Source organism: Deltaproteobacteria bacterium, assembly GCA_009930495.1.
Taxonomy (GTDB): domain Bacteria; phylum Desulfobacterota; class Desulfovibrionia; order Desulfovibrionales; family Desulfomicrobiaceae; genus Desulfomicrobium.
Genome location: RZYB01000177.1, coordinates 1 through 4,854, shown reverse-complemented (window position 1 = coordinate 4,854; position 4,854 = coordinate 1). Strand labels below are relative to the sequence as shown.

At 67.6% G+C, this 4,854-nt stretch carries 5 protein-coding genes; all 5 read right to left on the bottom strand.

The window, feature by feature from the left end; all coding sequences use genetic code 11:
- Positions 1-45: 45 nt before the first annotated feature.
- Genes EOL86_11925 through EOL86_11905 form a run of 5 tightly spaced genes read right to left on the bottom strand, consistent with a single transcriptional unit; the run spans position 46 to position 4,548 of the window.
- On the bottom strand, positions 46-1,011 hold the full coding sequence (locus EOL86_11925) for a hypothetical protein (protein ID NCD26281.1): 966 nt from the start codon (positions 1,009-1,011) through the stop codon (positions 46-48).
- Entirely contained in the window at positions 1,008-2,204 is a 1,197-nt protein-coding gene (locus EOL86_11920) for a beta-ketoacyl-[acyl-carrier-protein] synthase family protein (protein ID NCD26280.1), read from the bottom strand. The genes EOL86_11925 and EOL86_11920 overlap by 4 nt, the downstream gene beginning before the upstream one ends.
- Position 2,205: 1 nt before the next feature.
- Positions 2,206-2,460, bottom strand: coding sequence for an acyl carrier protein (locus EOL86_11915; protein NCD26279.1), 255 nt, complete (start codon positions 2,458-2,460; stop codon positions 2,206-2,208).
- Positions 2,453-3,361 (bottom strand): lipid A biosynthesis acyltransferase, encoded by a 909-nt coding sequence (locus EOL86_11910; protein ID NCD26278.1) that lies wholly within the window; start codon positions 3,359-3,361, stop codon positions 2,453-2,455. Before EOL86_11910 ends, EOL86_11915 begins: the two co-directional genes overlap by 8 nt.
- A complete protein-coding gene (locus EOL86_11905; GenBank protein ID NCD26277.1) occupies positions 3,358-4,548 on the bottom strand; it encodes a DUF2062 domain-containing protein in 1,191 nt (396 codons plus the stop codon). Before EOL86_11905 ends, EOL86_11910 begins: the two co-directional genes overlap by 4 nt.
- Positions 4,549-4,854: the final 306 nt, after the last annotated feature.

Below are 4,854 nucleotides of genomic sequence, written 5' to 3'. Positions count from 1 at the left end.
CGAGCAGGGCTTCGATATCGCGTTGTCGCAGGTCAAGATCGGGGGTCATGAGGCCGTTCTCCGTGTCACCGTGAGCGCGCCGTGCAGACCGTCATGGTCCCTGGTTCGGCACTGGACGGCGTTTTGAATCCGCAGGGTCGGCTCCAGGCGGCCGTTCACGGCCAGGGTGGCCAGAACGATGTCAAAAGCCATGGCCACGGGCAGGGAGCCGTAGACCGGAGCAAACGCGTGCATGTTTTTTGACGGGTCGTGATGACCGGTCAGGCAGCCGCTCAGGAATGTGGCTCGCTCCGGCGTCAGGATCGGGGTCGTCCCCAGGGCGATGTCGCGGACAATTCCGTGTCGCGCCCGTGCGGGATCTGGGTGCAGACAGAAAAACGCGGCGCCGTCGCCGGGCGGCAGATGACGCCTGCCGGCGATGGTCCCGGAGACGCCTGCCGCGAGGCGCGGGGCGACTGCGCGGAGTAGGTTCGTGTACTCATCGCTCGCGCCGAGCAGGACGCGGTCGACGCGGCCTTCCCGCAACCACGCCTGGGCCGTGAGCAGGGCTGCCGGGACCGCGGTGTCGATCTGCCCGATGGTCGTGCAGGGACCCGTCAGTTTCAGGGACACGGCCACGGTCGCGGCCGGGATGTTGTGCACGGAGTGGGCGAAGGCCTGGGGCGAGGCCATGTCCGGGCCGAAATCGATCATGGAGTCGAGAAATTCGAAGGTCAGGGCGGCCGGGCCATAGCCGGTGGCCAGGACGATGCCCGTGCTCGCCAGGGCGGTCGCGTCGAGTCCGGCGTCGCGCGCGGCCTCGAAGGCCGCCAACAGGGTCATGCGCGTGAAATGATCCATGCGGCGCAACGCCCTGGTCGGCAGATAATTCTTGAGCGAGTCCGTCTCGGCCCTGACGTCGGCGGGAGTCGCCGTGCCGGCGAGCATGTCGCGGGCGCGGGCGGCCAGGTCATCCAGACCATGGCCGCCGGACCAGACCAGGCCGATGCCTTCCACGGCCATGCCGGTCATGGTTGGCCTCCCGGTGCCAGGACGAGCGCGGAATTGTTGCCACCGAAGGCCAGGGATTGGGACAAGGCCGCCACGCCTCGGACCGGAGTCGGTGCCGTGGTCGGCAGGACGCCAAGGGACGGGTCCATGTCCGTGAAGCCGGCGCTGGCCGGAAGCAGGCCCGCCCGGAGGTGGGCCATGGTGAAGACGGCTTCGATGGCCCCGGCCGCGCCCAGGGTGTGACCGGTCATGCCTTTGGTGGCGATGAACGGAATGTCGGCCAGCAGCGAGGAGAACACGCCCGCCTCGGCCTGGTCGTTGTTGGCGGTGCCCGTGCCGTGGGCGTTGACGAAGGCTAGGTCCGCGACAGTCAATCCGGCCTGATCCAGGGCATCGGCGATGGCGCGCCGCAAGCCCAGGCCTTCGGGATGCGGGGCGGTCGGGTGATGGGCGTCGGCGGCGGTGCCGTATCCGAGCACGGCGCCCAGTCTGCCAGCGCCGCGTTGGGCGCGGTGGCTGTCCGCTTCCAACACGACCATGCCGGCCCCCTCGCCGAGATTGAGCCCTCGGCGTGCCGCGTCGAAGGGCCGACAGGGGTGTTCGTCGGTGATCATGAGGCGGATGAAGCCCGCGTAGGTGATTTCGGACAGCTCGTCGGCTCCGCCCGCCAGGACCACGTCGCACAGTCCCTGCCGGATCCACGCCGCTCCCAGACCGATGGCGTCGGTCCCGGAGGAGCAGGCGTTGACCACGGTCTGGGCCGGGCCGGTCGCTCCAAGCAGACGGGCCATGGCCGTGGCCGGATTGGACCGCAGATAGCGGCGCACGGGCTGCAGGTCTGGTGTCTCCCCGGTTCGGGCGCGGCGGTAGAAGTCCAGGAAATTGAGGGACGCGCCCACGGACGTGCCGATGCACACGCCGACACGGCCGCCGTCCATGCGGGTCGGGTCCAGCCCGGCTTGGTTCAGCGCTTCGCGGGCAGCTCGCATGGCCAGATGCACGGTGCGGGACAGATCGTTATCCCGAGCCCGAGGCAGGGCCGCGTCCGGCACCTCGAAAACCGGGTAGGGCCTGGCATGCCCGTCACGAAAGCGCGCGGGCTGGCCAGGGGCGCGCCGGCCGTGGTCGAGCGCGGCCAGGCAGTCCGGCACGCTGGAACCGGCGGCGCAAATGCAGCCCATGCCGGTCACGCTGACAGGTTCAACCCGGTGCATGTCAGGCCCTGTGCGCGGCGATGAATTCGGCCAGGGCCGTGATGGACTGGAAGGCCTGCCGACCTTCGTCCATGTTCCGGATTTCCACGCCAAAGGCGCGCTGCACCAGCACGACGATTTCCACTGCGTCCAGGGAATCCAGGCCCAGGCCGTCGCCGAACAGGGGGGCATTGTCGTCGATGTCCTCGGGGGCGATGTCCTCAAGGTTCAGTTCCGTAACCAAGGTGCGTTTGAGTTGTGCTTTGAGTTCAGTCATTATTCCGTATTTTCCACATGTTATAGAAGTTGAAGAACTGGTGCGGGACCTTGCGGGTCTGCGCCTCCAGGGCATCGGCGAAGATCTGGGCGTACGGCCGGTAGCTGTCGCTGCCACGGCCGAGGCCGTGAGGGACGCGGATGACACGGGCGATTTCGTGTACCGCCGCGCCCGGTCCCGTGCGCCGGGAAAAGAAGACGATGATCGGCGCGCCCGTGGCCGAGGCCAGACGGTAGGGGCTGACGGGCAGGGACACGGTGCCGCCCAGAAAGGTCGCGTCCACGGCGCCGCGATCGCTGCCAAAGAGGCGGTCGCCCATGACGCAAAGAATCTCTCCCCGGCGCAGGGCCTCGACCATGTCCAGCGATCCGCCCAGATAGCCTTGCGGGTCGATGATGCGAAAGGACGGACCGTGCCCGGCATGCTCGAAATGTTGGCGGTCGATGTCGCCGGGAGCGCGGTGCATGACCACGTTTACCGGGCGGTCCTGGATGTCGAGGCCGATCATGGAGGTCTGCCAGCAGCCCATGTGTCCTGTCAGCAGGATCAGTCCCCGTCCCTCGCCGGCGATGTCGCGCAGGGTGCGTTCGTCTTCGGGCGAGGCCGAAATGTTGAATTCGTTCAGGATGCCGGCCGCGGCCCTGTCGACCAGGGTGGTGCCGAAGGTCCAGTTGAGCAGAAAGCAGTGCCCCAGCCGCTCCCATGGCCGCGCCAGGGGAAAGCGTCGGGCCAGATAGGCGGCCGAGCGCGACCTCGTCAGCGGGCGGATGGTGTACCACAGGGCGACGAAGAAGAGCAGGCCATAGGCGGTCCGGCGGCCGAATGTCCGGATCAGCAAATAAAAAATACCATGCTGCAGGCGTGATCCGATGCTGCGGCTGCTCCAGGTCGGACCGTTCATGCCGGGTGGTCCGGAGCGAGGGGCGCGCGTTTGAGGCCGGCGGCAATGATCCGGGCCATGATGAACACCATGCCGCCGATCAGGGCGGCGAGCAGCGGGGCCAGCACCAGGGAGCCGAGCAGCCATTCCCAGACGCGCTGCATGGCTTCATGGCCGATGGTCCGCAGGGAAATATCGGTCAGGAACGCGCCGTGCCGCAGAAAATATCCGGCTTCGACGCACAGGGCCGGGACAATGGGCGGCATGCAGAGTTGGCTGGCGGCCAGGGCCGCGATCGGGTTCAGGCGAAGCCACCCCGCGGCCAGCAGGATGGCGATGCTGTGCACGCCGATGAGGGGCAGGGTGCCCAGGACCATGCCCAAGGCGCAGGCCAAGGCCAGATTCATGGGCGTGGCGTCGTCGGACAGGAGGATGCGCAGCGATTTGACCGGGTGGATGGGCGAGATCCGCCCCTGGGCGTCCTGGCCGAATTTGCGGTGCGGCACGGGCATGATGGCGCGGATGGTCAGTCGGGTGTTCAAGAGCGAGATGCGCACGTTGTCCATGAACGCTCGAAAGTGGGAAACGCGTTCGCCTGGCGGCGGGTAATAGACAGAGATGTCCATGTCGCGCAGGCGGAAGCCGGCCCAGACCGCCCGAACCAGGACTTCGACCTCGAAGCTGTAGCGGTCCTCGGTGAATCGCAGATTGTCCAGAACGGCCAGAGGGTAGGCCCGGAAGCCGCTCTGCACGTCCGAGAGAACGATGCCGGTCTGCACGCGCAGCCAGAAGTTGGAGAATTTGCGCCCGAATCGGGACGAACCGGGCACGTTGGCCGTGTCGAAATTCCGGGCCCCGACCACGATGGCCAGCTCGTCGTCGGCAATGGCGTCGAGAAAGCGGGGGATGTCCGCCGCCTCGTGCTGGCCGTCGGCGTCGATGGTGACGATGTGCGTCATGCCGCGTCGGCGCGCCTCGCGCGCGCCGGTTCGGATGGCCGCGCCCTTGCCCCGATTGTCCGGGTGGCTGATCATGGTCGCGGCGAGCCCGGCCAGAATATCCGGTCCGATATCGGTGCTGCCGTCGTTGACGACCAGGACATGGGGATGCCTGGCCAGAACGTCCTCGACCACGCCGCGCAGGGTGGCGCCATGGTTGTAGACCGGGACGACGACGAGCACGCGGTCGCGAAGCGGCTTAGCGGGCATGGCGGACTCCTGGCGGGCAGGGCTCGGGGAAGCGGATCAGGGTGTCCCAGAGAATGCCCCGGAATCCGAAATTGCGCATGACCGCCATTTGCCGCTGGCCCCTGGACGGCGGGAAAAGTCGGTCGCGGCGGCCCTTGAAGGCTTGGGTCAGGGTCTTTTCGGTTGCGGCCGGGTCGATATGCGGCGAAAAATAATAGGTCGGTTCGAGGCAATTGCTGTCCGCCGGGAGCGCGCCCTCCTGGATGGCCAGGCGCAACAGCGGCGTGTCCGCGTAAACGCGGATGCCCAGGAAGGCGAAGACCACGC